Here is a 24290-nt window from a genome sequence, read left to right on the forward strand (position 1 = left end):
TTATAACATGAATTACAGCTTAAATAACGCCATGGAGGCAGGCATGACCCCGGAGAAAATCCTTTATGAGACGTCCGTCACCGCCCATGGCGGCCGGGAAGGAAAGGCGCAGAGCACCGACGGCAGCTTTGCCGTCAACCTTTCCGTGCCGAAGGGGCTCGGCGGGCCCGGAGGCGAGGGGACCAATCCGGAGCAGCTTTTCGCCGCCGGTTATGCGGCCTGCTTCCTCGGCGCGGTGAAGCTCGTGGCACGCACCAGCAAGATCGCGTTGCCGGACGACGTTTCGATCACTGCCAAGGTGGGCATCGGACCCGTGCCGGTCGGTTATGCATTGGCAGTCGAGCTCGTCGCGTCCTTGCCCGGCATCGAGCGTGCGGTCGCGGAAGAGATCGTCGCCGGGGCGCATGAACGCTGCCCCTATTCCAATGCGACGCGCGGCAATGTCGACGTCAAGCTGACGGTGGCCTGATGGTCTTGTCCCGCGCGCGGCAATCCTACGACGGCGTGGTTCTGGCGTTGCCGGTGACGGTGCCTTACCAGCGCTATTCCATCGAGACCGCGCATTGGTGGATGGGCAAGGCGCTCAGGGCTCTTGCCGATGGCGCCGGCATCAGCCACCGGGATTTCGACGGCTTTTCGGTCGCGAGCTTCACCATGGGGCCGGATGTGGCCGTCGCTCTGACTCAGCATTTCGGGCTGTCGCCGCGCCATATCGACCACGTTCCCATGGGTGGCGCTGCGGGCATCGTCTCGCTCCGCCGCGCGGCGCGGGCAGTTCAGGCGGGCGACGCGGATATCGTCGCCTGCGTGGCGGCCGACACCAACCAGGTTGATACGTTCCGCAAGACGCTCGCCAACTTCTCCCGCTTCGCGCAGGACGCGTCCTATCCCTACGGCGCAGGCGGCCCCAATGCGAGTTTTGCGTTGATCGCACGTCACTACATGGATCGTTACGGCGCGACGCGCGAGGATTTCGGAAAGCTCTGCGTCGCCCAGCGCGACAACGCCCTCAAAAACCCGAATGCGCTGATGAAAAAGCCGCTGACGCTGGAGCAATATATGTCGGCGCGGCCGATCGCCGAGCCGTTCCATCTGTTCGATTGCGTCATGCCCTGCGCCGGTGCGGAGGCCTTTCTGGTGATGCGTGAAGAGACGGCCGTTTCGCTCGGGCTTCCCTTCGTCCGGCTGCTCTCGGCCACCGAGCGCCACAATGCGTTTGCCGAGGATCCGGTACAGGTGCGGGGCGGCTGGGTGGTCGATCGCGACGAGCTTTACGGCATGGCCGGTTCGACGCCCGGCGATATGGATTTTGTCCAGACCTATGACGATTATGCGGTGATCTCGATGATGCAGTTTGAGGATCTGGGTTTCTGCGCCAAGGGCGAGGGACCGGATTTCGTGCGCCAGCACACGTTCACGGTGGACGGGTCCTTTCCGCACAATACGTCCGGCGGCCAGCTTTCTGCCGGTCAGGCGGGTGCCGCGGGCGGGCATCTCGGGCTTACCGAAGCGATGCGCCAGCTTCTGGGGACGGCAGAGGGTACGCAGGTCAAGGATGCGAAGCTCGGGCTGGTTTCAGGTTTCGGCATGATCAACTACGACCGAGGGCTCGCTTCCGCGACCGCCATTCTGGCGAGGGCATCATGACCGGACCCTTTCTCAAGCCGAAGCGAAAGAATCCGCTCGCCCGCACCACGCAGCCGCTGCTGCCGCCTCAAGCGCGCAGCCGCAAGGCGCATGGGTTGACGCTCGCTGCCGCGACCGGCCGCTTCGTGCTGCAATGCTGCGGCGAATGCGGCCGCTACACCTATCCCGCACGCGAGGCCTGCGCGAACTGCCTTTCGTCCGACCTGACGTTCAAGGACGCGCCGACCGGCGGTTCGCTGCTGTCGGAAACGCGGATCGAGGTCACCAGCGACCCCTATTTCCGCGAGCATATGCCCTGGCGCACCGGGCTGGTTCAGCTCGATTGCGGGCCGATTGTTATCGTGCATCTGCATGGCGGTTGCGGCGGGCCCGGTAGTCAGCTCAAGCTGTCTTTGCAGCTGGACCGGGCTGGACAGGCCGTGTTCTTCGCCAAACCCGTTTCGGAGACCCCGCACATGGAAGACGATCCCCAATGGCGCGAGATGACAGCCGATCCGAAGCACAGGCGGGTCTTGATCACCGACGGGCGCAGCCCGCTTGCGTTGCCAATGGCGCAGGCTCTCAAGAAAGCGGGAGCGGCCAGGATTTTCGTCGGCGTGGCCGATCGGTGGAAACCTCTTGACCAGCAGGCGTTGCTGGCGGCGATCGAGGGCGTCGAATTCGTCGATCTGGATCTGACGAGCGAGCGTTCCGTGCAGGAGCTGGCGATGGATATCGGCGCCAAGGTCGAGATCCTGGTCAATACGGCCGATCATGTCCGGCCCGCGCATCTCTTCGATGCCGGCGCGGCCAATGCGGCGCGGGAGGCGATGGATCATACCGTGATGGGACTGATGCGCCTTGCCCAGGCTTTTGGGCCGGTGATGCGTTCGCGCGGCGCCGACGGCGCGGCCGGAGCCGTTGCCTGGGTCAACGTACTCTCGGTCCATGGGCTCAGCAATGTGCCGCAGTTCGGCGTCCATTCCGCCGCGCATGCCGCCTGCCTGTCGCTGTCGCAATGGCTGCGCACCGAGCTCAGGCCGGGCGGTGTCCGGGTCATCAACACATTCACCGGGCCGCTCGATACCGAATGGTTCCAGACGTTGCCGCCGCCGAAGGTGGCGCCAAAGGCCGTGGCCGATGCCGTTCTCGACGGGCTGAAGCGCGGGCTGGAAGACATTTATGTCGGCGATGTCGCCAAGGATATCGAGGCGCGTCTGTTCGACAATCCGAAAGCCGTCGAGCGGGAGGCTGGCCAATGAGCGGCGATATTCTTGGTGTCTTTGCGGGGGCATTGGCGAGCGGCGCGGTCCGCGTCGTCGATCTCACCCACACGCTGTCGCCGGATTTCCCGGTCATCGTCATGCCGCCGGAACTGGGGCAATCGGCGCCGTTCCGCATGGAGAGGATCTCCCGCTACGATGGCGGCGGGCCGGCCTGGTACTGGAACAACCTCTCCTTCGGCGAGCATACCGGCACCCATTTCGACGCGCCGATCCATTGGTATACGGGCCGCGATCTGCCGCTCAATTCCGTCGATACCCTGCCGCCGGCCGATATGATCGCGCCGGCCTGCGTAATCGATTGTTCGCGGCAGGCGAGCGAGGATGCGGATTTCCTGCTGACGGTTGCCGACATCGTGAAGTGGGAAGAACAGCACGGCAGCATTCCCGCACGATCATGGGTCTTGTTGCGCACCGACTGGTCCAAGAAGTCTGCCGCCGCCTATGCCAATCTGCAAGCAGACGGTGCCCATACCCCCGGGCCGGATGCGGAGGTAATGCGCTTTCTGGTCGAGGAACGTGGGATTATCGGCTTCGGCACCGAGACGATCGGCACCGACGCCGGCCAGGCGGGGCATTTCTCGCCGCCCTATCCGGCGCACCATTACCTTCATGGCGCCGGCCGCTACGGCCTGCAATGCCTCACCAATCTCGACCAACTGCCGCCGACCGGCGCGATGATCGTCGCCGCGCCGCTGAAGATCCAGAACGGTTCGGGCAGTCCCTTGCGCGTTCTGGCGCTGGTTCAGGAGCGCTCCACCAGATGAGATCCGCTCGCCACGCGTCTGGCGGCGGTGTCGTAGAAGCTTGTGAGCAGTTCCAGCATTTCGGTCGCCTCGCCAAGCCCCTGTTCCGCGTGATCCATCTTCTGGATCAGCGACACGAGAAGCTGCCGCCGCAGGGCCCGATAATCCTGGGTAAGCTTGGTGCCCTTGCGGGTCGGCGTGTAGAGCGTGTCCTTGCGCGACCGACCCTTGACCCGCTCGATCAGCTGCAGGGTTTGCAGCTTCTTGATGGCATACTGGATGTTGGCGGTGTCGTCGCGGCCGAGCAGGCGGGAGATTTCGCCAAGTCCCTTCGGCTTGTTGCGGTAGCGGATCGTGTGCAGGATGGCGGTGTCGAGGCCACTCAGGCCCGCGCCCGCAAGCTCGCTTGAACTTTCCGACTGCCATCGCAGGAAGGCAGCGGAAATCCGCCAGAGCGACCATTCGAACTCGGTCAGCGCTGCTTCCGACATCTCGACGGTCGTATCGCTCAGCGGGTTCTCGGGCGTGGTCGACACAGTCATGCGGCTCTCCGGGCGGTTTCTGGGCCCGGAGTAAAGCCTTAAATTGGTGTTTTGACGAGTGCGAATCGCACCCGGGAAATGAACGGAACGAGGGGAATATGCGCATCTTCTGGCAAAGCTTCATCGATGCCACCGCAAGCGCCGCCTATATGACGCGGCTCTCGGACTATCTGAACAACATTGCCGAGCCGGGCACGACAGTGGACGTCTTCGGTATCAGTCCGCCGGACCGGCATTTCGGGCGGCTGGCGGAGTTCCGCTGCGCGGCGATCGCCATCGATAACGGGCTGGAAGCGGCGAGCCGCGGATATGACGCCGTCGTCATCGGCCATTTCCAGGATCCCGGCCTCTATGAGCTCAAGTCGGCGCTGACCATTCCGGTGATCGGCGCCGGAGAGGTCTGCATGCATTATGCCGCCCGGCTCGGGCGGCGCATGGCATTGGTTACGCTCGATGACGTCTTCCAGGCCTGGCATTACGAGCAGGCCGATCTCTACGGTCTCGGCGGCCGCGTGAAGCACGTCGTCGGCATGAATTGCGAGCCTTCGGATTTCAGCGCCGCCTTTGCGGGCGACGACGAAGCGCGGCGGCGGATGCTTGCCAATTTCACGGCCTGCGCCGAGCCGCTGGTGCGGGACGGCGCCGACGTCGTGGTGCCGGCAGGCGTATTGCCGGGCCTGCTGGTCGGGGGCGAATACGGGTTCAAGGTGCTGCATGCGCCGGTCGTCAACACGGCGGCGGTGGCACTGAAGAGCGCCGAAATGGATGTGCGGCTTCAGAAGATCAACGGGATCGAGGTGAGCCGCGGGCCGTTCTGTTCGCTCGCCAACGAGCATGCGATCGAGGATTTCCGGACTTTTGTCGCCAACGGCCGTCAGGCGCCGCTGTTTCCGAGCGGCACCTGAAGAACGTCACATCGTCAGCATCAGCCGTCCGCGCGAAATGGCGCCTTTTTCCATCAGGCGATGGGCTTCGGCCGCTTCCGACAGGGGCATGGTGCGGGCGACCTGGGGTTTGAGCAGGCCGGCGCCGGCGAGATCCATCATCGATTGAAGCGCCGACTTGTCGTCGGTGATCATCGCCCGGGTGACCTTGACGTCGAATTCCTCGCCGCGATCCCGGATCGGGTCGGCGACCAGCCAGACCATATGGCCGCCCTTCTTGAGCACCTTGTAGGACTTGTCGTGAACTTCGCCGCCCATCAGGTCGAAGACGATATCCTGATCGGCGAGGAGTTCGGAAAAGTCCTCCTCGTCATAGGCAATGACGCGGTCGGCGCCGAGGCTGAGCACATAGTCCCGATTGGTCGAGCGGCAGGTGGCCGTGACGTGGGCGCCGAGGTGGTGGCAGAGCTGGACCAGCAATCCGCCGACTGCGCCGGAACCGGAATGGACGAGAACCCTGTCACCGGATTTGACTTCGGCAGTCCGCACCGCGATCCAGGTGCTCAAGCTGGCATTGGTCAGCGCCACCGCATTGACGGTCGAGAGGTTATCCGGAATTTTGACAGCATGCTTTTCATCGACGGCGATCATTTCCGCATAACCGCCTTGTGCGAAGGCACCGGCCATGACCGCGGCCCGGTCGCCTACCTTGAACTCGGTGACGCCGTCGCCGACGGAAATCACCGTGCCGCCACCGTCGCGGCCGGGCACGCTCGGCATCGGCAGGGTGAAGTGACTTTGCAGGTGTCCGGCGCGGAGTTTCCAGTCGAAAGGCGTGACGCTGGCAGCCTCGAGCTTCACCAGGATCTGGCCCGGTCCGGCGACCGGATCGGGCAGATCGACATAGTGCATGACATCGGCCGGGCCGTGTTCGCTGTACTGGATGGCCTTCATGTCTTCGCTCCCTGGAAGTTGATGCGGCTTATGCGGAGCGCGCCGCGGCCACGTCGGCAGCGATGCCGGCGCCGAGAAACCTCGTATCGCTCGAGAGCAGATAGAAGCTGATGCCGGCTTCCGACCATTTGCCGACGTCGTCGGCGGAGGGGCGGAAGATGCCGACAGCCTTGCCGGCATTGCGGGCGGCCTTGGTGATCTTGAGAATGGCCGCGTCGAGCTTTTTGGCGCCTTTTGGCCCCATCGCGTCGATCGAGACGGAAAGGTCGCCAGGCCCGATGAAGATCACGTCGATCCCCTCGACGGCGGCGATTTCCTCGACATTGGCAAGCCCTTCGGCGGTCTCGACCTGAATTGCGAGGACGAGGCTTTCATTCGCCGATTTCAGATAGTCGGGAATACGGTAACCGTAGCCGGCGGCGCGTCCGGGGCCGACGCCGCGTTCGCCGGCCGGCGGATAACGGGTCGCCAGAACGGCGGCCTTGGCCTGGGCGGCGTTCGATACCCGCGGCACCAGCACGCCGGCAGCTCCGGCGTCGAGCACGCCGGCGATCGATTCGGGGGCGTGGCCCGGAACGCGGACCATGGCGGGCACGCGATGGACATCGGCGGCGCGGACGAGATTTTCGATCAGCTCACGGCCGATCTGAGCATGCTCGGCGTCGATGCAGATGAAGTCGAGGCCCGCCGCAGCCGTCACTTCGATTGCGACCGGATGAGGGATGGCCGCGAATGTGCCGATGACGCGCTCATGACCGATACATTTCCTGCGGAATTCGCTCATCGTAAGGCCCTGTGACATCTGCTGATACGGCTATGAAAGCCGCGCCAAATTAAAGTTTAAGCCTAAAATTCCTGGTGCCGCAAGCGAATTAAACAGTATACTAAAAATGACATAATTTTTGCCGTTGCAGCGGTTTTCGTAAAAATTAGCTTGAAGAATGGCAAAAGCAGTATACTGTTTTGACAGGAGATGCCCATATTGAAGCCGAGTGACAATCTGGTGGATGCGATCTACGCCGATCTGCGGCTGAAGCTGCAGCGGAGTGCCGTTTCGCCGACCGATCGCCTGGTGGATACCGAGATCGCTCATGCCCATGGCATTTCCCGCATGCCGGCGCGTGAGGCCCTGCTTCGGTTGGTTTCGGAAGGCTATCTCGTCGGCACGACGCGCGGCTTTGCAGTTCGGGAATTATCGCTTGAAGACATTTCCGGGCTTTTCGAAGTGCGCCGCCAGCTGGAGCCCCGCGCGGCGGCCGGTGCTGCCCGCGACATGACGCCGGAGATCGAGGCGGAGATCACGGCGGCGATGAACCGGGTGGAACGGGCGCTGAGCGAAAGCGATATTCCGGCGCTGCTGGCGGCCAATGTCGATTTTCGCAATGCCTGGCTGAAGGCGGTCAACAATCCGCATATGGCGGCGACGATTTCCCGCTTCATCGATTATTTCCAGTCGGTACGGCTCGGCACGTTCGCCGATCCGAGCGCCGCCTACCAGTATATCGACGGTCTTTCCCGCATTCACGCGGCCTTCCTCGCGCACGATCCGCTGATGGTCCAGGACCGCATGACGCTTTTCATGTTCGCGGCGGAGGAGGCCTATCTCTCCGTCCGGCGGCGCCAGTTGGAAGAGGCGGAGGCCCAACGCCCCGCCCGCAGAAGAACACAAAAGAGAGGAACAGCATGATCAAGCCGCATCCGCTGAAAGGCCCCAGCAGACTGAAACTCGGCGTGTTTTCTCCGAATGCAGACGGTGGGCTTGCGATTACCGACGTGCCGGAACGCTGGCAGGCGCGCTGGGAAGACAATCTCAACGCCGTGCAGATCGCCGATCGCGGCGGGCTGGATTTCTTCCTGCCGATCGCCCGCTGGAAGGGGTTCGGCGGCAAGAACCGGGTGCGCGAATGGTCGTTCGAGACCTTCACCTGGGCGGCCGGCCTTGCTTCCGTCACCGAGCGGATCGGGCTTTTTATGACTGTGCATGTGCCGCTCGTACACCCTCTCTACGCGGCGAAGGCGCTGGCGACCGTCGATCATATCAGCGGCGGCCGGGCAGGCCTCAACATCGTATGCGGCTGGAACCCCAAGGAATTCGGCATGTTCGGCGTACCGCTGGTCGAGAAGGGGTACGACCAGGCCCGCGAATGGCTGGAGATCATGGAGCGGGCCTATACGTCCGACGCTCCGTTCGATTACGATGGCACCTATTACAAGCTCAAGGACGTCGTCAGCCGGCCGGCCAGCCTGCAGTCACCGCGGCCGGTCACCATGAATGCCGCCTTTGGCGGGCCGGGCCGGGATTTCGCGGCCAAGAACTGCGAATATCTGTTCACCACGTTCACCGAGATTTCCGAGGCCGGAAAGCATGTGGAAGACATCAAGGCCCGTGCGGACAAGCTCGATCGCGAGGTCGGTGCCTATACGGTCTGCCACGTCGTCTGCCGAGAAACGCAACAGGAGGCGGAAGATTACTACGAGCGTTACGCGGTGACGATGGCCGATCACGCGGCCGTCGATGCGCATATGGCGGGCAAGAAGGAATTTACCCAGTCTCATGACAAAAGCGCCTACGATCTCTATCGCAAGCGGTTTGCAGGCGGCGCGGGCGGTTATCCGCTGGTCGGCACACCGGAAAAGATCGTCGAAGACATGATCGCGATCTCCAAACAGGGGTATTCCGGTATTGCCATGTCCTTCGTAAACTACACCTATGAGCTGCCTTTCTTCTGCGATCGCGTCATGCCTTTGTTGAGGAAGGCGGGACTGAGGGGCGAATGACGGTGGATATCTTGAGCGACGAAGTGGACGCGACGCGGCTCGCCTTCCGGGAAGGCATGGCGCGGCTGGCGGCGGCAGTGAACATCGTCACGACAGATGGGCCGGGCGGGCTTGCGGGCTTCACGGCCTCAGCTGTCTGCAGCGTGACGGACCGGCCGCCGACGCTGCTCGTCTGCCTCAACCGGTCGAGTTCGGTTGCAGGGATGTTCGAGAAAAATCGCGTGCTCTGCGTCAACACTCTGGGTGCTGGCCACGAGCCGATGTCGAGACTGTTCGGCGGTTCGACGCCGCAGGACGACCGGTTCGCGGTGGGCGACTGGGTGCTCGCCGCGACGGGATCGCCGCGGTTGACCGATGCGGTCGTGTCCTTCGATTGCGAAGTGGAGAATGCGGTTGCGAGCGGCACCCATCACGTGCTGTTCTGCCGGGTCGTCGGGATTGCCCATGGCCCGGAGGACGAAGAGGCGCTCGTCTATTTCCGGCGCCGCTATCACCATCTCAAGTGAGATGAAGCCCTCCGCGGGAAAGCGTCCCGCGGAGGGCTTTGCATTACCTGGCCTTGGCGATGATCTCGCCGAGCACCGTGTCGAAACGGTCGATCTCTTCCACCTTGTTGTAGTGGACCATGGAGACCCGCATACAGCCGGTTTCCATGGTGAGCCCGAGACGCTTCATCAGGCGCGGCGCAAACATGTGGCCGTCGCGGCTGCCGATGCTGTTCTTGCCGAGTTCGGCGGAGAGGTATTGCGGCGTCAGGCCCGGAATGTTGAAGCAGATCGTCGGAACGCGCTTTTCCACCTGGCTTTCATCGGAAACGCCGTAGATCGTGGCACCGTGCTTCTTCAGTACAGACAGCATCTTCTTCGACAACGTCTGCTCGTAGGCGCGGATGGCGCCCATGGCGGCGGCAAGCGCGGCGCGGCGCGAATGTTCGCCTTCGGGCAGGAACCTGCGGCCGAGGTCCTCGAGATAAAGCACCGCGGCATTCATGCCGGCGACGTTCTCGTAGGTGAAGGTGCCGACCTCGATCTTGTAGGGCGGAACGTCCGGAATGAAGTCTTCCTTGAATGTGGGGAGCTTGACCAGCGCGTCATAGCGCCCCCAGAGGAAGCCCATATGCGGCGAAAAGTTCTTGTAGCCGGAGCAGACCAGATAGTCGCAATCCCAGGCCTGAACGTCGATCAGCGCATGCGGGCCGTAATGCACGCAGTCGAGGAAGACCTCGGCGCCGGCGGCATGCGCCAGCTTGCCGACGGTCGCCACGTCGACGATCGTGCCGATCGAATGGGCAGTCACGGTGCAGGCGACGAGACGGGTCCTGTCGTTCAGCAGCGGCTTCAGGTCGTCGGTATGCAGCATGCCGTCTTCGCGCATCTTCCACCAGACGATCTTGGCGCCGTCGGCTTCCAGCGCCATCCAGGTGGCGATGTCGGCGTCATGGTCCATGTCGGTGACGATGATCTCGTTGCGCTCCTGAAGCATCTTGGCGATGCCGAGGCTGACGAGGCGGATGAAGGACGTGGCGTTGAGCCCGAAGGAGATTTCCTCCGGACGGTAGGCATTTACCAGCAGGCCGACCGAGACGCGAGCATCGGTGATCGTGCGGTCGACGCCCTGGCTGTGCAGATAGGGCGCCATGCGCTGCACGTTGCAATCGACGAGATGGGCTGCGACGGCGTCGACCACGGCCTGGGGCACCTGAGCGCCGCCGGCATTTTCGAAGAAGATGAATTCCTTGTATTTCTGGAGAGCCGGAAATTTCAGCCTGAGTTCATCGACCGGAAAAGCCTTGGCGAGGTTGTCGCCTGCCGTAACATGAGTGTTCATGGATTTCTCCCAGGGTGTCATATTCGTCGAAGAAGAGGGATGCAGGTGACAACGAGCTTCCCCCTGTCTATGTTTTGGCTTGTTGCTGAATGAGCATTTGATCAAAATTTCAAATGTTCTATTGTGCTGTTGGCATTTGATCAAGGGGAATCGCGTCGGGAGCAGTGGATGGCCGGACGCGAGGAGACTTGAAGAGCGCGGCCCGTTATGCGAGGCCTGGTTGTGATGGGAATGGATCAGAGGACAAGGATGGCGGATAGCGGGCTTTTGAAGGTCACGTCGCGCGTGACTGTTCAGGATACGGTCTACGAACAGTTGCGCCGGGCGTTGATGTGGGGTTCCTTCGCTCCGGCGCAGGCCATTACCATTTCGTCGCTGGCAACCGAGTTCGGCACCAGCCACATGCCGGTGCGCGAGGCGTTGAGGCGGCTCGCGGCGGAGAACGGACTGGAGATCGGCCATAACGGATCGGCGCGGGTGCCGGCGGTTTCCCGCGAGCGGCTCGACGATCTCTGCCAGGCGCGCATCGCGCTCGAGGGTCTGGCGACGGAACTCGCCGCCGCGCATATGACCGACGAGGATATCGACCGTTCGGAAGCGCTCGCCCGCGAGCATGACGAGACCGGCAAGGCCGGCGACGTCTATGGCATGCTGCGCAAGAACCAGGAATTCCATTTTGGTATCTACGAGGCATCGCGCTCCGAAGTGCTGCCACAGCATATCGAAATGCTCTGGCTGCGGTTCGGCCCCTATATGCGGATGCTGACCAACTACGTGGAAAAGGAATTCGACAAGGGCGTCGTGTACCCGTTCTCGTCCTATCATTTCCGGATCGTCGCGGCGCTTCGAGAGCGCAACGGCGCGCTGGCGCGAGAGATGATGGTGGGGGATATCCTCGCCACCCAGTCGCACCTGCGGGACATGTCCCCGGAATTGCGGTGACCCCGGCGCGGTGCGCCGGGGCTTAAGCCTTAGAATCAGACTTACTGGCCGAGGCCGAGCGAAGCGAGATACTCGACCGAAGCCGGGATCTTCGACTTGTCCCTGATCTCGACGATCAGGCGCGGATTGCTGGTGAGATCGGCAAGTGCCTGGAAGACCGACGGCCAGAGGATATTGCCTTCGCCGAGTGCCCAGTGGCGGTCTGCGTAACCGTCGGCATCCTGCAGGTGGACATGCTGCAGGCGGTTGCCGGCGGCCTTCACATAATAGTCGACCGGCGGAGCGCCGGTGGAACCATGCGCATAATGCGCGTGGCCGGTATCGATCGACACGGCGACGGCCGGCGAGTTGAAGCTGTCGGCAAGCGCCACGCGGATATGCTGGTCGATATCCTCGATGTTTTCCAGAACGATTACAGCGCCGATATCCTCGGCCTGCTTGACGGCATCGCGCATCGTCATGTGCACGTGTTCGACGACGCGCTCGCCCTCGCCCTTGTTGTTGTCGAGGTTGTTGTAGGACCAGGTCGTGTAGGGGCTGTGGGCGACCATCTGGGTTGCGCCGATCGCGGCGCAGACGTCGAGGCCCTGCTTAAGGCGCTTGGCGACGACGGCGCGGATGTCCGGATCCTGGGAGGCGATGGTGAAGCCCCAGAACGGGCCGTGGATGCCGAGGCGGCCTTCGAAACCATCGAGCAGCTTCCTGGCGCGCTCGGCGAGCGGCGTCCAGTCGCCGTTCAATATGTCACCGGTGGTGAAATCCTGGAGTTCGAGATCGCGCTGCTTTTCGAAAAGCCAGTTGCGGTGAATTTCGAGCTCGCCGAGCGTCATGGCGGCGCCGATCACGGGGAGGGAGGACATGGAAAACTCCATTAAACAAAGGAAATTTGGGGAGGGGAACGCGTCGGAAGAAAATCCGCGCGGAGGGTTCGATGTCAGAATTTTGTGTCGGCAATATTACATTTGTAACGCGCGATGATGAAATTTGCATCCGTGTTCAATTTCATCGAATCGCCAAGATAGCGTCACGGAACTGAAACACAGGCTGGCCAAATAACCCCTGCAAATCAGGGGGTCGTCGTGAGCGGCAGCAAGACGCTTCTTATCGTTTTTCTTCGGGCGGGCGGCTTTCATGTCCGCGGCCCGAGAAAATGGCGCGTCGTTGGCGGGCCAGGCTCTTCGAAACCCTCAGCCGTCACCGCTCGAGCCCATAAAGGGCCTGATCGAACTCGCCCATCAACCGAAGCCAAAGGACAATTTCCATGGTCAACTTCACCCGCCGCAGCACGCTTGGCCTTGCCGGCGCCGCTGCCGGTTCGCTGATCCTGCCGCGCTTCTCGATCGCACAGGGCGACAAGCGCCCTTCGATTACCATCGCCGTCCAGAAGATCACCAACAACAACACGCTCGACGTCTGGCACGAACAGTCGAATGTCGGCGAGCGCGTTTTCTTTCCGAACCTCTGGGAAGGCCTCATTCTGCGCAACTGGATGGGCAATCAGGGTCCGATCCCGGGTCTCGCGACCGAATGGAAGCGGATCGACGACAAGACGCTGGAACTGAAGCTGCGCCAGGGCGTCAAGTTCCACAACGGCGACGAACTGACGGCCGACGACGTCGTGTTCTCGTTCTCCAGGGAGCGCGTGTTCGGCAATACGGAGCCGGCCGGCGGTAAGACGATCTTCGAATCCGAGCACAAGCCGACCACCGTCAAGGAACTGCCGGCTACCGTTCCCGGTGTTGGCCGTCGCCTGTGGCCGGCCCTTGCCGGCGTTGAGGCCGTCGACAAATATACCGTCCGTTTCCACAACGCGACGCCGGATGTCACGATGGAAGGCCGCCTCTATTCCGGTGGCAGCCAGATCACCAACCGCCGCGCCTGGGACGAAGCCAAGTCCTTTACCGAATGGGCCCGCAAGCCGATCACGACCGGTCCCTACATGGTTGCCGAATACAAGCCGGACGTCTCGCTGACGCTCGTCGCCTTCGACCAGTACTGGGGTGGCCGCCCGCCGCTCGCCCAGATCCGCTTCGTCGAAGTTCCGGAAGTTGCCTCGCGCGTCAACGGCCTGCTTTCCGGCCAATATGACTTCGCATGCGACCTGCCGCCGGACCAGATCGCCACGATCAGGGCTGCCAAGGGCTTTGAAGTTCAGAGCTCGACCATCTGGAACCACCGCGTTTCGGTCTTCAACACTCAGAACCCGATCCTTGCCAACCCGCTGATGCGCCGCGCGATGACGCATTCGATCGACCGCAAGGCGATCGTCGAGGCGCTTTGGGCCGGGCAGACCGTCATCCCGGCCGGTCTGCAGTTCGAATCCTTCCGGACCTCGGACATGTTCATCGAAGGCTGGGCCGCTCCGGAATTCAATCCGCAGCTCGCCAAGGACCTCCTCAAGCAGGCCGGCTACAAGGGTGACCCGATCCCATATCGCCTGCTCAACAACTACTACACGAACCAGACGGCCAACGGCCAGATCATGGTCGAGATGTGGAAGCAGGTCGGCATCAACGTGCAGATCGAAATGAAGGAAAACTGGGGCCAGATCCACGATCCGGCAGGCGTCAAGGGCGTCCGTGACTGGTCGGCTTCCAACACGATCAACGACCCGATCACTCCCCTCGTCGTGCAGTTCGGCCCGAACGGCGAAGTCCAGCAGAAGAAGGACTGGACGAACGCCGAAATGAACAAGCTTTCGCAGGTCATGGAAACCTCCACCGACCGCGCACTGCGCAAGAAGGCGATCGCCCGCATGCTGGAAATCGCCGAGCGCGAAGACCCGGTCTATCAGGTCCTGCACCAGAACGCCGTGTTCACGGGCATGAAGTCGTCGCTCAAGTGGAAGGCCGCTCCGGCCTTCGCGATGGACTTCCGCTCCTCCAACTGGGCGATCTGATCGGATTGTCCCCACTGCTCCGGCGACCGGACGGCCGCCGGAGCATCTGTTTTCAAAAGCGGCAATGCCCCGGCCGGAAACGGCGGAAGGCAGGAGTATGGCGGGATATGGATAGAGCATCGTCCAATCTGGTGGAGCTGCGTGGCCTGAAGGTCGCCTTTGACGGCGTCCAGGTTCTGCACGGCATCGACCTCAATGTGGGCCGGGGCGAAGCAGTGGGCCTCGTCGGCGAATCGGGTTGCGGAAAATCGGTGACGTGGCTCGCGGCTCTGGGGCTGCTTCCCGGCAAGGCGAGTGTTACCGGTTCCGTGCGGCTTGAGGGGCAGGAACTCGCCGGTGGCCCGCGCGAAGTCTTCGAGCAGGTGCGTGGCGGACGGATCGCGATGATCTTCCAGGATCCGTCGAGTTCGCTCAATCCTGTTCTGCGGATCGGCCGCCAGATCGTCGAGGCGCTGGCGCTGCATCGCGGCCTCAGAGGCGATCCGGCCAGACGAGAGGCGCTGCGGCTGCTGGACATGGTCGGCATTCCCGACGCGCGCCGCCGGTTCGACCTCTATCCCCACGAATTCTCGGGCGGCCAGTGTCAGCGGCTGATGATCGCCATGGCGCTTGCCGGCGAACCGGACCTCCTGATCGCCGACGAACCGACCACGGCGCTCGACGCGACGATCCAGGCGCAGATCCTCGACCTGCTGATCCAGCTCCGGGCCGAGACCGGCATGGCGACGGTGTTCATCAGCCACGATCTCGGCGCCGTTTCCCAGGTCTGCGAACGGGTCTGCGTCATGTATGCCGGCCGGATCGTCGAGGAGGGCAGTGTCGCGCAGCTCTTTTCCGAGCCGCGCCATCCCTATACGCGCGGTCTTTTCGACGCGATCCCGCGGATCGACGGTCCCCGCCACCGGCTCATCCCCATCCCCGGCACGGTTCCGAACCCGAAACATCTGCCCGAAGGCTGCTCCTTTTCGCCGCGTTGTTTTCGCGCGGTGGAGGCCTGTCGCAGCGAGCGCCCTGCGCTCGAGACGTCGGCCGATGGCCGGCAGCTCGCCTGCTTCCGGCCGGTTCCGGCCAATGAGCCTGTCGAGAGAAGAACCAGAGTGATCGAGGACATGCTGCAATGACCGCCCTCATCGAAGCGGACAATCTCGTCCGAATCTACCAGATCCGCCGAGGCGTGTTTGCAAAAGCGCATCCGGTGCGCGCCGTGGACGGCATTTCTCTGGCGCTGAAACCTGGCGAAACGCTCGGCGTCGTCGGCGAGTCCGGCTCGGGCAAATCGACGCTCGGCAGGATGCTGCTCGGCATCGACGCCGCACAGGGCGGCGAAGTCAGGTTCGAAGGCAAGCCGATGCCGCATCTGAAGACGCCGCAATGGCGCGCACTGCGGGCGAAGATGCAGTTCGTCTACCAGGATCCGCTGGCGGCCCTCGACCGGCGCGTGACGATCGCAAAACAGATCGGCGAGCCGCTGGAAATCCACAAGCTCATTCCGAAACAGCACCAGGAAGCCCGCATCGCCGAGCTGATGACGGCCGTCGGCCTGCGTCCGGATCAGGCCGGTCGTTATCCGCACGAACTGTCGGGCGGCCAGCGGCAGCGCGCCGTGATCGCCCGCGCGCTTGCCGCACGCCCCAGGCTTCTGGTCTGCGACGAGCCGGTTTCCGCCCTCGACGTCTCCATCCAGGCGCAGGTGGTCAACATGCTGCGCGACCTGCAGGAGCAGAACGGCATCGCCATGGTGTTCATCAGCCATGACCTCAAGGTGGTGCGCAACATCGCCGACCGAGTGGCGGTGATGTATCTCGGCCGGATCGTCGAGGAAGCCTCTTCCGACGTGATCTTCCACTCGCCGCAGCATCCCTATACCATGGCGCTGGTCTCCAGCGTGCCGGTGCCGGGCAAGATCCTCGAAGGGCGCGTCATTCTCCAGGGCGAGCCGCCGAACCCGGCCAATCGTCCGTCCGGCTGCGCCTTCCATCCGCGGTGTGCGCTGGCACGGGATGTCTGTCGTTCCGTCGTGCCGCAGCTTCGCCCGATCGGCAATGGCCGCACTGCCGCGTGCCATGTCGTTGCCGGCGAAGCCGCCTCGATCGCAGCCTGAGAGGAGCCGTCGATGATCCGCTTCGTAGCCGTTCGGCTCCTTCGGGCCTTGGTCACCATCTTTGCCGTCGTCACCTTCGCCTTCGTCGTGCTGCGCATGTCCGGCGATCCGGCCCAGGTCATGCTCGGCCCGGACGTGCCCCAGGAGGCTGTCGACGCGTTCCGTCGCTCCTGGGGGCTCGACCAGCCGCTCTGGGTGCAATACCTCGCCTATGTAAAATCGATCTTCACCGGGGATTTCGGGGTATCGATGCGCGACAAGGCGTCGGCGCTGGATCTGGTTCTGCAGCGCGTGCCTGCGACGCTGCAGCTCACCCTGCCGGCGCTGCTCCTGAAGCTGGTCCTCGGCATCCCGGCGGGCGTCTATGCAGCACTGCATCGCCAGAGTTTCGCCGATCGCGGCGTGATCCTGCTTGCGGTCCTCGGCTTTACGATCCCCTCCTTCGTCATGGGCCTGTTGCTGGTGCTGATCTTCGCGGTCATTCTCGGGGTGTTGCCCTCCGGCGGCCAGGATACATGGGTGCATGGCATCCTGCCGACGATCACCATGAGCATCGGCGGCATCGGCATCCTCGCCCGTTTCTCGCGCAGCGCCATGATCGAGGTGATGGGGCAGCCCTATATCCGCACCGCCTCCGCCAAGGGCCTGAAATGGCCTGACGTGGTCTGGAACCATGCATTGCCGAACGCCGCCGTGCCGATCGTAACGATCGTCGGCTTCATGGTCGGTTCGCTGATCGCCGGCGCCGTCGTGGTGGAATCGATCTTCTCGTGGCCGGGCATCGGACGCCTGCTGATCGTCTCGGTCGGCAACCGCGACCTGGCCGTCGTCCAGTGCATCCTGCTGATCATTGCAGCCACCATGGTGGTTTCGAACCTGGTCGTCGACCTGCTCTACGGTTGGCTCGACCCCCGCCTTCGCTCCAACGCGGCGCATTGAGGACAAGAGATATGGCTACGATCAATCTGTCGGAAATCCCGCGGACGCCCGGCTGGTACGCGACCTTCATCACGCGTTTGCGCCGCAACGTGCCGTTCACCGTTGGCCTCGGCATTCTATGGCTGGCGGCCATGGTCGCGGTTGCGATCTTCGCCGACCAGATCCGCCCCTACAACATCACCGCGATGGACCTGTCGAGCCGGCTTTCCCATCCGGGCGCCCTGAAACATCTGCTCGGCACCGATGAACTCGGCCGCGACGTGCTTTCGCGCCTCCTCCAGTCGGTCCGGGTGTCGCTGATCATCGCCTTCGGCGCCACGATCCTGTCGGCGGTGTTCGGCACGGCGCTCGGCTTCGCGGCCGCGCAATTCCGGGGTGCAGTCGAACATCTCGTGCTGGTGCTCGCCGATTTCCAGGCGGCGCTGCCGTTCCTGATCATGTCGCTCGCCGTGCTCGCCTTCTTTGGCTCCTCGATGGTGCTGCTCGTCTGCCTCATGGGGTTCTACGGCTGGGAGCGTTATGCCCGCATCGCCCGCGGCCTTGCGATCTCGGCGAGTTCGCAAGGGTATGCGGCTTCCGTCGTGCAGCTCGGCGCGACGCCGGCGCGGGTCTATTTCCACCATATCCTACCGAATGTCGCCTCGACGCTGATCGTCTCGATGACGCTGACTTTCCCGGAAATCATCCTGATGGAAAGCGGTCTTTCCTTCCTCGGCCTCGGCGTGCAGCCGCCGGAGACGAGCCTTGGCAACATGGTGGGTTTCGGGCGCGAATACCTGACCCGCGCGCCGTGGATCATGCTTGCCCCTTCGGTCGTGATCATGCTGACGACGCTGTCGATCAGCATTGTCGGCGACTGGCTGCGCGACAAGCTCGACCCCACCCTTTCGTAATTTCGTGGCAGTTCGTGGCAAGGCCGCCGACCAGTTCCGCCAAGGCGGCTATTGGCGCTGTGGGCAGATTACAACGGATCGTCAACGATCCCGGGCAAAAACCGCCCAAAAACCGGCTGTTTCATAAACTCGCCACTTGAGTTTCTGCGATCATGCGGCTAAATCTCACGCCACCAGGACCGGGCCCCTCTGACAGTTCATGCTTGAGCTGTGATGTCGGACTGGATTAATCCAACTTGGGTGCCTGGTGTTCGTGGAAATCATGTGACGACAACGGCGGTGACCTACGACAGGCGGAAATGCAGGTCGTGAGCGTCTCAAGTTCGTCTCGGTCCACTCGCGGGCACTCCCGCCTTTGAGAGATTGGGTGCCAAATGATGGAATTCTTTACGCCGGAGGCATTGTCCGCCCTCCTGCAGGTTATCATGATCGACCTCGTGCTGGCCGGCGACAATGCGATCGTCATCGGCCTAGCCGCTGCCGGCCTGCCGAAGGAACAGCGGTCCAAAGCTATTCTGGTCGGCATCATCGCAGCGACCGTGCTGCGTATCGGTTTCGCGCTCGCCACGACCCAGCTCCTGCAGGTCGTCGGCCTGCTGCTGGCCGGCGGTGTCCTGCTTCTCTGGGTCTGCTGGAAGATGTGGCGCGAATTGCGCACGCCCCACCAGCATGAGGACGAAGCCAACGAGGCGCTGCAGGATACAGACCTCAATGCTGACGGTACGGTCGCGGGCGGTGCGCCGCGCAAGACTTTCTCCCAGGCTGCCTGGCAGATCGTCATTGCCGACGTCTCCATGTCGCTCGACAACGTGCTTGCCGTTGCGGGTGCTGCCCATGAACATCCAGAAGTCCTGATCTTCGGCCTGGTCCTCTCGATCGCGCTGATGGGTATCGCGGCAAGCTTCATCGCACGCCTGCTCAACAAGCATCGCTGGATTGCCTATGTCGGTCTGGCCGTCATCCTTTACGTGGCGCTCGAGATGATCTGGCGCGGCTATCACGAAATTGCGCCCTATATCGCCGGGTAACGTCCTCCGGCGCGGCGGTTCTGCCGCCGCGCCGTTTTCTTCGGGCCTTTAGCGTCCCGTCTTCGCTCGCCATTTGCCGGGCTGCTTTTCCTGATCTCAACCAAAACTTATGCCGCGTCAGCAGAACCTATTCGTCAGGCTGCCGATCTGCTTTTATGTCTTCATGCCAAGCTGCGGCGCCCATGCGCCGGCCGTGTTGGAGTGGAGGACGCGGGCTCGATTTTTGGAGGAGAATGCGCCTGTCCGCCGGGCGCGATAGATCGACCATCTAGGAAAAGCCATGACCGAACCCTGTTATGATGTCGCCCATCTGGGCCACGTCGAGCTCTATTCAGACCGTTTCGAGGAATCGCTCGACTTCTTCACCCGTGTCTACGGGCTAACGGAAAGCGGCCGCGAGGGCGACAGCGTCTATCTGCGCGCCTATGACGACTACGAGTTCCACACGCTGAAGCTCACCAGGCATCACACGACCGGCGTCGGCCATATCGCCTATCGCACGTCGTCCGCTGAAGCGCTGGAACGCCGGGTCAAGGTAATCGAGGAAAAGGGCTGGGGCGTCGGCTGGACGGAGGGCGATCTCGGCCACGGCCGCGCCTACCAGTTCAAAAGCCCCGACGGCCATCTGTTCGAGCTTTACTGGGACACCAGGGAATATGTGGCGCCGCCGGAAGAAAAACCGGCGCTGAAGAATATCGCCCAGCGTTACCATGGCCGCGGCGCTTGCCCGCGCCGCCTCGACCACGTCAACCTGCTCGCTGCCGATGTCAGCCTGATCCGCGAGTTCATGACCACGGCGCTGGGCAGCCGGGTCACTGAGATGATCCAGCTCGACAACGGCCGTCTCGGCGGTTGCTGGTTCACCATCAACAACAAGACCTATGACCTCGCCTGCTCGGAGGACCATACCGGTTCGCACGGCCGTTTCCACCACGTTACCTATGCCTGCGACCAGCGCGAGGACATCCTGCGTGCCGCCGACATCTTCCTGGAAAACGGCGTGCACATCGAATCCGGTCCACACAAGCATGCGATCCAGGGTACGTTCTTCCTTTATGTCTGGGAGCCCGCCGGCAACCGCGTCGAGCTTGCCAATGCAGGCGCCCGCCTGATCCTTCGTCCCGATTGGAAGCCGGTCGTCTGGACCGAAGCGGACCGCAAGAAGGGCCAGGCCTGGGGCATGAAGACGATCGAAACCTTCCACACGCACGGCACGCCGCCGGTGGCACACAAGTAAGTCAAGAGGCATCCCATGGCAAAGACAGCATTGGTCATCAGCGCCCATTCGGCGGATTTCGTCTGGCGTTGCGGCGGCGCGATCGCGCTTCATGAGGAGAAGGGCTACGACGTCACCGTCGTCTGCCTGTCCTATGGCGAGCGCGGCGAAAGCGCCAAACTCTGGAAGAACCCGGGCATGACGCTCGAAAAGGTGAAGACCGAGCGCCGCAGGGAAGCGGAAAATGCGGCACGGGCGCTTGATGTCACCGACATCCAGTTCTTCGATCTTGGCGATTATCCGCTGGTCGTCGACCAGGACGCCAAGTTCAAGCTGGTCGACGTGATCCGCAAGGTTCAGCCGGAATTCATGCTCTCCCACTCCAAGTGGGACCCTTACAACACCGACCACATGTATGCGACGCAGGTAGCGATCGAAGCCCGCATGATCGCCCAGGCCTGGGGCCACAATCCGGGCGAAAAGATCCTTGGCGCGCCGCAGCTCTATCTGTTCGAGCCACACCAGACCGAACAGATGGAATGGAAGCCGGACGTCTTCCTCGACATCTCGCCCGTCTGGGAAAAGAAGTGGGCGGCCATCCAGTGCATGGAAGGCCAGGAGCACCTCTGGGATTTCTACAAGAACGTTGCCGAAAACCGCGGCAACCACTTCATGCGCAATTCCGGCGGCCAGGCCAGCGGACGCAAGTCCACCCATGCGGAAGGCTTCCAGTCGGTCTTCCCACGCACCGTCGACGAACTGTGATGGGGGATGAACTCTGATGTCGGTCGTCGTCCAGAATATCGAACGCGCGGACCAGTCGGTCATTGACCGGCTGGCCGCCTGCGGCGTCGCCACGGTGCATGAGGCGCAGGGCCGAAAGGGCCTGCTTGCCAGCTACATGCGGCCGATCTATCCGGGCGCGCGCCTTGCGGCGAGCGCCGTCACGATCTCCGCACCTCCGGGCGACAACTGGATGCTGCATGTGGCGATCGAGCAGTTGAAGGCCGGCGATATCCTGCTGCTCGCGCCGACCAGCCCCTGCGAAGACGGCTATTTCGGCGACCTGCTCGCGACCTCCGCCCAGGCGCGCGGCTGCAAGGGCCTGATCATCGATGCGGGCGTGCGCGACGTGGTCGATCTCACCGAGATGAAGTTTCCGGTCTGGTCGAAGGCGGTCTATGCCCAGGGTACGGTCAAGGAAACCCTCGGCTCCGTCAACGTTCCGGTCGTCTGCGCCGGAGCCTATGTTCGCCCCGGCGACGTGATTGTTGCCGATGACGACGGTGTCTGCGTGGTTGCCCGCGAGGAAGCGGAAGCGGTTGCCAAGAAGGCGGAAGCCCGGGTCGCGGCGGAAGAGGACAAGCGCAAGCGGCTCGCGGCCGGCGAACTTGGCCTCGATATCTACAACATGCGCGGCAAGCTCGCCGAAAAAGGCCTGAAGTATATTTGAGCAGTGCGTTCGGACGTCATCCTCGAGCTTGTCCCGAGGATCCATCCACATCGGCCGTTTGCAGATCCTCGGGACAAGCCCGAGGATGACGTTGAGCGGCGAAAGTTGCTTCTCCTTTTCCTGTGGGGAGAAGTGGGAGATTGATCATGAGTGACATTGATACCGGCGTGCGCTGCATGTGGATGCGTGGCGGCACGTCCAAGGGCGGATATTTTCTTGCTGATGACCTGCCGGCCGACCGTGACGGTTTCCTGCTGCGGGTGATGGGATCGCCCGATCCCCGCCAGATCGACGGCATGGGCGGCGCCCATCCGCTCACCTCCAAGGTGGCAGTGGTCCGGAAGTCGGAGCGGGAAGGGGTCGATATCGACTATCTTTTCCTGCAGGTTTTCGTCGACCAGCCGATCGTCACCGACGCGCAGAACTGCGGCAATATCCTTGCGGGCATCGGGCCTTTCGCCATCGAGCGCGGGCTGGTGCCGGTCAAGGGCGAAAAGACCGAAGTCTCGATCTTCATGGAAAACACCGGGCAGATCGCCATTGCGACGATCGAAACGCCCGGCGGCCAGGTGACCTACAAGGGCGATGCCCGGATCGACGGCGTGCCGGGCACGTCTGCGCCGGTGCCGATCGTGTTTGCCGATACGGCGGGTTCCTCCTGCGGCGCGCTGCTGCCGACCGGAAACTCGGTCGACGTGATCGATGGTATCGCCTGCACGCTGATCGATAACGGCATGCCCTGCGTTGTCATGCGCGGCGACGTGCTCGGCATTACCGGTTCGGAAAGCCCCAAGGCTCTCGAAGCGAACCAGGAACTGCGCGCCAAGCTGGAGGCTATCCGGCTGAAGGCCGGGCCGATGATGAATCTTGGCGACGTCACCAAAAAATCCGTGCCGAAGATGACGATGGTCTCAGCTCCGAGGGCGGGCGGGGCGATCTCGACCCGGACCTTCATCCCGCATACGTGCCACGACGCGATCGGCGTGCTCGGCGCGGTCAGCGTTGCGACCGCCTGCCTTCTGCCGGAAGGTCCGGCATCTGAGCTGGCCGTCATTCCGGACGGCGACGAGAAGCTGCTGTCGATCGAGCATCCGACCGGTGAGATGAGCGTCATCGCCACCATGAAGGACGGCGAGGTCTATCGTGCGGCGGTGTTGCGCACGGCGCGCAAGCTTTTCGACGGCATGGTTTTCGGCGACTGAGAGTAGGATACGGGCATGAGGATAGCATTTCTGGGTTTTGGCGAAGCGGCACGCGCCTTTCACGACAGCCTCGCTCCGAAGCTCGAGAATGGCGAATTCCGTGCCTATGACCTGCTGCTCGACGATGCCGACAAGGCGGGCGAGATGCAGGCGGCGATGACAAGCCGCGGTGTCAGGCCGGAAGCCTCGCCTGCGGGGCTTGCCGACGCCGAGTGGATCTTCAGCGCGGTCACGGCCGACCAGAGCCTCACAGCCGCCCAGTCGATCGCGCCGTATCTCGGCCAGGGCGCACTGCTGATCGACATCAATTCCGTTTCCCCCGGCCGCAAGCGCGAGACTGCCGCGCTGATCAACGAGACCGGTGCCGACTATCTCGACATGGCCGTCATGGCGCCTGTCCATCCGAAGGGCCATGCGACCCCGGTTCTGATCGCCGGCAAGAGCGCCGCCGAGCTTCTGGAGCGTTTTCGTGGTCTCGGCTTCGGCGCCGATGTAGCCGGAGAAGCAGTGGGCTCCGCAACAGCCATCAAGATGGTGCGCTCCGTGTTCGTCAAAGGCCTGGAAGCGATCACCGTCGAGGCGCTTCTTGCCGCGGAGGCCTCGGGCTGTTTCGAGGAGATCCTGGGCTCGCTCTCCCAGAGCTTTCCCGGTCTCGACTGGTCGAAATTCCCGGATTACCAGTTCGAGCGCACCACCCGCCACGGCCGCCGCCGGGCTGCCGAGATGCGCGAGAGCGGCGTCACGCTGGATGCGCTGGGGCTGAACGGCGGGCTTGCCCGCGAGATTGCCGCCATCCAGGATGAGATGGCGGCGAGCGGCGCGAAGCCGGCCGGCGATCTCAGGGAAACCGTTGCGCGGGTCCTTTCGGCTCGGCGTCAGGGCAAATAAGCTCACCTCTTCAGCGCGTTGCCTTGTATACGGGCCATGCTTTTCCGCTTCAGGCCCCCACCGTCGCCCACAGCCTCAGCCCCCTGTAT

Annotated in this window: 25 protein-coding genes; 20 read left to right on the top strand and 5 right to left on the bottom strand. The window is 63.0% G+C overall.

The window, feature by feature from the left end:
* Window positions 1–43: 43 nt before the first annotated feature.
* Genes ACZ9EJ_RS19730 through ACZ9EJ_RS19745 form a run of 4 tightly spaced genes read left to right on the top strand, consistent with a single transcriptional unit; the run spans window position 44 to window position 3676 of the window.
* A complete protein-coding gene (locus tag ACZ9EJ_RS19730; protein ID WP_046631594.1) occupies window positions 44–469 on the top strand; it encodes an organic hydroperoxide resistance protein in 426 nt (141 codons plus the stop codon).
* Window positions 469–1647: a thiolase family protein gene (locus tag ACZ9EJ_RS19735; protein ID WP_046641749.1), complete on the top strand. Its 1179-nt coding sequence runs from the start codon at window positions 469–471 to the stop codon at window positions 1645–1647. Before ACZ9EJ_RS19730 ends, ACZ9EJ_RS19735 begins: the two co-directional genes overlap by 1 nt.
* Window positions 1644–2888 (top strand): SDR family NAD(P)-dependent oxidoreductase, encoded by a 1245-nt coding sequence (locus tag ACZ9EJ_RS19740; RefSeq protein ID WP_046641750.1) that lies wholly within the window; start codon window positions 1644–1646, stop codon window positions 2886–2888. The genes ACZ9EJ_RS19735 and ACZ9EJ_RS19740 overlap by 4 nt, the downstream gene beginning before the upstream one ends.
* On the top strand, window positions 2885–3676 hold the full coding sequence (locus tag ACZ9EJ_RS19745) for a cyclase family protein (RefSeq protein WP_046641751.1): 792 nt from the start codon (window positions 2885–2887) through the stop codon (window positions 3674–3676). Before ACZ9EJ_RS19740 ends, ACZ9EJ_RS19745 begins: the two co-directional genes overlap by 4 nt.
* Here ACZ9EJ_RS19745 and ACZ9EJ_RS19750 read toward each other — a convergent pair.
* A complete protein-coding gene (locus ACZ9EJ_RS19750) occupies window positions 3655–4197 on the bottom strand; it encodes a winged helix DNA-binding protein (RefSeq protein ID WP_051903914.1) in 543 nt (180 codons plus the stop codon). The two genes, ACZ9EJ_RS19745 and ACZ9EJ_RS19750, sit on opposite strands and share 22 nt — an antisense overlap.
* A gap of 98 nt (window positions 4198–4295) precedes the next feature.
* On the opposite strand from ACZ9EJ_RS19750, the gene ACZ9EJ_RS19755 reads away from it, so the two are divergent.
* The gene (locus ACZ9EJ_RS19755; protein ID WP_046641752.1) at window positions 4296–5102 is read left to right on the top strand and encodes an aspartate/glutamate racemase family protein; all 807 of its coding nucleotides are present in this window, start codon (window positions 4296–4298) and stop codon (window positions 5100–5102) included.
* A 6-nt stretch (window positions 5103–5108) separates the two neighbouring features.
* On the opposite strand, the gene ACZ9EJ_RS19760 is transcribed toward ACZ9EJ_RS19755, so the two are convergent.
* Together ACZ9EJ_RS19760 and ACZ9EJ_RS19765 are read right to left on the bottom strand one after the other, a co-directional pair.
* Window positions 5109–6035, bottom strand: coding sequence for an NADP-dependent oxidoreductase (locus ACZ9EJ_RS19760; protein WP_046641753.1), 927 nt, complete (start codon window positions 6033–6035; stop codon window positions 5109–5111).
* Between the two features lie 28 nt (window positions 6036–6063).
* A complete protein-coding gene (locus ACZ9EJ_RS19765) occupies window positions 6064–6819 on the bottom strand; it encodes an HpcH/HpaI aldolase family protein (protein ID WP_046641754.1) in 756 nt (251 codons plus the stop codon).
* 198 nt (window positions 6820–7017) lie between these two features.
* Here ACZ9EJ_RS19765 and ACZ9EJ_RS19770 point away from each other — a divergent pair, with 198 nt between their 5' ends.
* From ACZ9EJ_RS19770 to ACZ9EJ_RS19780, 3 genes are read left to right on the top strand one after another with little or no spacing between them, the layout of a single operon-like run.
* A complete protein-coding gene (locus tag ACZ9EJ_RS19770; protein WP_251090430.1) occupies window positions 7018–7722 on the top strand; it encodes a GntR family transcriptional regulator in 705 nt (234 codons plus the stop codon).
* On the top strand, window positions 7719–8813 hold the full coding sequence (locus tag ACZ9EJ_RS19775; RefSeq protein WP_046641755.1) for an LLM class flavin-dependent oxidoreductase: 1095 nt from the start codon (window positions 7719–7721) through the stop codon (window positions 8811–8813). Before ACZ9EJ_RS19770 ends, ACZ9EJ_RS19775 begins: the two co-directional genes overlap by 4 nt.
* The gene (locus ACZ9EJ_RS19780) at window positions 8810–9319 is read left to right on the top strand and encodes a flavin reductase (protein ID WP_046631610.1); all 510 of its coding nucleotides are present in this window, start codon (window positions 8810–8812) and stop codon (window positions 9317–9319) included. Before ACZ9EJ_RS19775 ends, ACZ9EJ_RS19780 begins: the two co-directional genes overlap by 4 nt.
* A 43-nt stretch (window positions 9320–9362) precedes the next feature.
* On the opposite strand, the gene ACZ9EJ_RS19785 is transcribed toward ACZ9EJ_RS19780, so the two are convergent.
* Window positions 9363–10640: a cysteine desulfurase-like protein gene (locus ACZ9EJ_RS19785; RefSeq protein ID WP_046641756.1), complete on the bottom strand. Its 1278-nt coding sequence runs from the start codon at window positions 10638–10640 to the stop codon at window positions 9363–9365.
* Window positions 10641–10889: 249 nt separating this feature from the next.
* Here ACZ9EJ_RS19785 and ACZ9EJ_RS19790 point away from each other — a divergent pair, with 249 nt between their 5' ends.
* Window positions 10890–11582 (top strand): GntR family transcriptional regulator, encoded by a 693-nt coding sequence (locus ACZ9EJ_RS19790; protein ID WP_046641757.1) that lies wholly within the window; start codon window positions 10890–10892, stop codon window positions 11580–11582.
* Window positions 11583–11623: 41 nt separating this feature from the next.
* Here the strand turns inward: ACZ9EJ_RS19790 and ACZ9EJ_RS19795 are convergent, their stop codons facing one another.
* Complete coding sequence (locus ACZ9EJ_RS19795; RefSeq protein WP_046641777.1) at window positions 11624–12442, bottom strand: sugar phosphate isomerase/epimerase family protein; 819 nt, start codon at window positions 12440–12442, stop codon at window positions 11624–11626.
* Window positions 12443–12843: 401 nt separating this feature from the next.
* Between ACZ9EJ_RS19795 and ACZ9EJ_RS19800 the strand changes: the two genes are divergently transcribed.
* From ACZ9EJ_RS19800 to ACZ9EJ_RS19850, 11 genes are all read left to right on the top strand, one after another.
* Entirely contained in the window at window positions 12844–14481 is a 1638-nt protein-coding gene (locus tag ACZ9EJ_RS19800) for an ABC transporter substrate-binding protein (protein ID WP_046641758.1), read from the top strand.
* A 107-nt stretch (window positions 14482–14588) separates the two neighbouring features.
* A complete protein-coding gene (locus ACZ9EJ_RS19805) occupies window positions 14589–15602 on the top strand; it encodes an ABC transporter ATP-binding protein (protein WP_046641759.1) in 1014 nt (337 codons plus the stop codon).
* The gene (locus ACZ9EJ_RS19810) at window positions 15599–16582 is read left to right on the top strand and encodes an ABC transporter ATP-binding protein (protein WP_046641760.1); all 984 of its coding nucleotides are present in this window, start codon (window positions 15599–15601) and stop codon (window positions 16580–16582) included. Before ACZ9EJ_RS19805 ends, ACZ9EJ_RS19810 begins: the two co-directional genes overlap by 4 nt.
* A 12-nt stretch (window positions 16583–16594) precedes the next feature.
* A complete protein-coding gene (locus tag ACZ9EJ_RS19815) occupies window positions 16595–17521 on the top strand; it encodes an ABC transporter permease (protein WP_046631625.1) in 927 nt (308 codons plus the stop codon).
* Between the two features lie 11 nt (window positions 17522–17532).
* Complete coding sequence (locus ACZ9EJ_RS19820) at window positions 17533–18414, top strand: ABC transporter permease (protein WP_046641761.1); 882 nt, start codon at window positions 17533–17535, stop codon at window positions 18412–18414.
* A 374-nt stretch (window positions 18415–18788) separates the two neighbouring features.
* Window positions 18789–19442 (top strand): TerC family protein, encoded by a 654-nt coding sequence (locus tag ACZ9EJ_RS19825; RefSeq protein WP_046631629.1) that lies wholly within the window; start codon window positions 18789–18791, stop codon window positions 19440–19442.
* A 280-nt stretch (window positions 19443–19722) separates the two neighbouring features.
* Window positions 19723–20679, top strand: coding sequence for a VOC family protein (locus ACZ9EJ_RS19830; RefSeq protein ID WP_046641762.1), 957 nt, complete (start codon window positions 19723–19725; stop codon window positions 20677–20679).
* Between the two features lie 15 nt (window positions 20680–20694).
* Window positions 20695–21423, top strand: coding sequence for a PIG-L deacetylase family protein (locus tag ACZ9EJ_RS19835; RefSeq protein ID WP_046631631.1), 729 nt, complete (start codon window positions 20695–20697; stop codon window positions 21421–21423).
* A 16-nt stretch (window positions 21424–21439) separates the two neighbouring features.
* Window positions 21440–22111 (top strand): 4-carboxy-4-hydroxy-2-oxoadipate aldolase/oxaloacetate decarboxylase, encoded by a 672-nt coding sequence (locus ACZ9EJ_RS19840; protein ID WP_046641763.1) that lies wholly within the window; start codon window positions 21440–21442, stop codon window positions 22109–22111.
* Between the two features lie 146 nt (window positions 22112–22257).
* On the top strand, window positions 22258–23313 hold the full coding sequence (locus ACZ9EJ_RS19845; protein ID WP_046641778.1) for a 4-oxalomesaconate tautomerase: 1056 nt from the start codon (window positions 22258–22260) through the stop codon (window positions 23311–23313).
* A gap of 15 nt (window positions 23314–23328) precedes the next feature.
* Window positions 23329–24201, top strand: a complete 873-nt coding sequence (locus ACZ9EJ_RS19850; protein WP_046641764.1) for an NAD(P)-dependent oxidoreductase — start codon at window positions 23329–23331, stop codon at window positions 24199–24201.
* The last annotated feature ends 89 nt before the right edge of the window (window positions 24202–24290 follow it).

The organism is Neorhizobium sp. USDA 3394, assembly GCF_056280385.1.

Bases quoted from the DNA above. Each gene is read 5' to 3' on its own strand.
- ACZ9EJ_RS19730 (WP_046631594.1), top strand. From the start codon at position 44: ATGACCCCGGAGAAAATCCTTTATGAGACGTCCGTCACCGCCCATGGC.
- ACZ9EJ_RS19735 (WP_046641749.1), top strand. From the start codon at position 469: ATGGTCTTGTCCCGCGCGCGGCAATCCTACGACGGCGTGGTTCTGGCG.
- ACZ9EJ_RS19740 (WP_046641750.1), top strand. From the start codon at position 1,644: ATGACCGGACCCTTTCTCAAGCCGAAGCGAAAGAATCCGCTCGCCCGC.
- ACZ9EJ_RS19745 (WP_046641751.1), top strand. From the start codon at position 2,885: ATGAGCGGCGATATTCTTGGTGTCTTTGCGGGGGCATTGGCGAGCGGC.
- ACZ9EJ_RS19750 (WP_051903914.1), bottom strand. From the start codon at position 4,197: ATGACTGTGTCGACCACGCCCGAGAACCCGCTGAGCGATACGACCGTC.
- ACZ9EJ_RS19755 (WP_046641752.1), top strand. From the start codon at position 4,296: ATGCGCATCTTCTGGCAAAGCTTCATCGATGCCACCGCAAGCGCCGCC.
- ACZ9EJ_RS19760 (WP_046641753.1), bottom strand. From the start codon at position 6,035: ATGAAGGCCATCCAGTACAGCGAACACGGCCCGGCCGATGTCATGCAC.
- ACZ9EJ_RS19765 (WP_046641754.1), bottom strand. From the start codon at position 6,819: ATGAGCGAATTCCGCAGGAAATGTATCGGTCATGAGCGCGTCATCGGC.
- ACZ9EJ_RS19775 (WP_046641755.1), top strand. From the start codon at position 7,719: ATGATCAAGCCGCATCCGCTGAAAGGCCCCAGCAGACTGAAACTCGGC.
- ACZ9EJ_RS19780 (WP_046631610.1), top strand. From the start codon at position 8,810: ATGACGGTGGATATCTTGAGCGACGAAGTGGACGCGACGCGGCTCGCC.
- ACZ9EJ_RS19785 (WP_046641756.1), bottom strand. From the start codon at position 10,640: ATGAACACTCATGTTACGGCAGGCGACAACCTCGCCAAGGCTTTTCCG.
- ACZ9EJ_RS19790 (WP_046641757.1), top strand. From the start codon at position 10,890: ATGGCGGATAGCGGGCTTTTGAAGGTCACGTCGCGCGTGACTGTTCAG.
- ACZ9EJ_RS19795 (WP_046641777.1), bottom strand. From the start codon at position 12,442: ATGTCCTCCCTCCCCGTGATCGGCGCCGCCATGACGCTCGGCGAGCTC.
- ACZ9EJ_RS19800 (WP_046641758.1), top strand. From the start codon at position 12,844: ATGGTCAACTTCACCCGCCGCAGCACGCTTGGCCTTGCCGGCGCCGCT.
- ACZ9EJ_RS19805 (WP_046641759.1), top strand. From the start codon at position 14,589: ATGGATAGAGCATCGTCCAATCTGGTGGAGCTGCGTGGCCTGAAGGTC.
- ACZ9EJ_RS19810 (WP_046641760.1), top strand. From the start codon at position 15,599: ATGACCGCCCTCATCGAAGCGGACAATCTCGTCCGAATCTACCAGATC.
- ACZ9EJ_RS19815 (WP_046631625.1), top strand. From the start codon at position 16,595: ATGATCCGCTTCGTAGCCGTTCGGCTCCTTCGGGCCTTGGTCACCATC.
- ACZ9EJ_RS19820 (WP_046641761.1), top strand. From the start codon at position 17,533: ATGGCTACGATCAATCTGTCGGAAATCCCGCGGACGCCCGGCTGGTAC.
- ACZ9EJ_RS19825 (WP_046631629.1), top strand. From the start codon at position 18,789: ATGATGGAATTCTTTACGCCGGAGGCATTGTCCGCCCTCCTGCAGGTT.
- ACZ9EJ_RS19830 (WP_046641762.1), top strand. From the start codon at position 19,723: ATGACCGAACCCTGTTATGATGTCGCCCATCTGGGCCACGTCGAGCTC.
- ACZ9EJ_RS19835 (WP_046631631.1), top strand. From the start codon at position 20,695: ATGGCAAAGACAGCATTGGTCATCAGCGCCCATTCGGCGGATTTCGTC.
- ACZ9EJ_RS19840 (WP_046641763.1), top strand. From the start codon at position 21,440: ATGTCGGTCGTCGTCCAGAATATCGAACGCGCGGACCAGTCGGTCATT.
- ACZ9EJ_RS19845 (WP_046641778.1), top strand. From the start codon at position 22,258: ATGAGTGACATTGATACCGGCGTGCGCTGCATGTGGATGCGTGGCGGC.
- ACZ9EJ_RS19850 (WP_046641764.1), top strand. From the start codon at position 23,329: ATGAGGATAGCATTTCTGGGTTTTGGCGAAGCGGCACGCGCCTTTCAC.